Origin of the sequence: Streptomyces sp. BR123 (assembly GCF_013401435.1) — a bacterium.
Taxonomy (GTDB): domain Bacteria; phylum Actinomycetota; class Actinomycetes; order Streptomycetales; family Streptomycetaceae; genus Streptomyces.
In genome coordinates, this window is record NZ_JACBGN010000615.1 from 1 (window position 1) to 1,180 (window position 1,180).

A 1,180-nucleotide genomic window follows, 5' to 3' on the forward strand; every position below is an offset into this window, starting at 1 on the left:
GCCTTGGCGCCCGCGTCCGCTGCGCCCGCGTCCGCTGCGCCCGCGTCCGCTGCGCCCGCGTCCGCTGCGCCCGCGTCCGCTGCGCCCGCGTCCGCTGCGCCCGCGTCCGCCGCGCCGGCGTCCGGACGCCCCGCGCCCCCTGGACCGGCGCGCCCGGCGCCCCCCGCGCCCGGACACCCCGGGCCGGGTGCCGACGGGGGGCTGCGGCCGGTCGGGGAGCGGCGGGTGTGGCCGCGGTCGTTCGCCGATCGGCTCACCACTCCGCTTCCCGGGCTGCGCGCCTACGCCCGGCTCGCGCGCGAGGGGGTCTTCCGGCCCGGGCCCGAGGGCCTGCGCGGCATCCCCGACCTGCCCTGCCGGCCGGGCCCGCTGCCCGACCTCGCCCCCGGCACCGCCTGCGTCACCTGGGCGGGCCACGCCAGCTGGATCGTGCGGACCGGCGGGCTGACCGTCCTCACCGACCCCGTCTGGTCCCGCCGGATCCTCGCCACCCCGCCCCGCATGACCCCCGTCGGCATCCGCTGGGCGGACCTGCCGCCCGTCGACGCGGTGGTGATCAGCCACAACCACTACGACCACCTCGACGCCCCCACCCTCAGACGGCTGCCCCGGCACACCGCCCTCTTCGTCCCGGCCGGCCTCGGCCGCTGGTGCCGCCGCCGGGGCTTCACCCGCGTCACCGAGCTCGACTGGTGGGAGGCCGCCGAACTGGACGGCGTACGCTTCGACTTCGTCCCCGCCCACCACTGGTCGAAGCGGTCCCTCATCGACACCTGCCGCAGCCTGTGGGGCGGCTGGATCCTCACCGACACCCGGTCCGCCACCCCGCACAAGGTGTACTTCGCCGGCGACTCCGGATACGGCCACTGGTTCGCCGAGATCGGCCGCCGCCACCCCGGCATCGACCTGGCCCTGCTGCCGATCGGCGCCTACGCCCCCCGCTGGTGGCTGTGCGACGTCCACACCGACCCCGAGGAGGCCGTACAGGCGTGCCGCGACGTCGGGGCCCGCCGGATGGCACCCATGCACTGGGGCACGTTCGTCCTGTCCGCCGAGCCGGTCATGGAACCGCTGCACCGCACCCGCGCCGCCTGGGACCGCGCCGGCCTCGACCGCGGGGACCTGTGGGACCTGCCCGTCGGGGGGTCCCGCGCCTGGTGACCGCCCCCGCCCGCAGTCC

Annotated in this window: 1 pseudogene; it reads left to right on the top strand. The window is 78.3% G+C overall.

Annotated elements, in window-relative coordinates:
* Positions 1-204: 204 nt before the first annotated feature.
* A pseudogene (locus tag HYE82_RS36665) lies at positions 205-1,161 on the top strand (MBL fold metallo-hydrolase); the annotation flags it as partial.
* Positions 1,162-1,180: the final 19 nt, after the last annotated feature.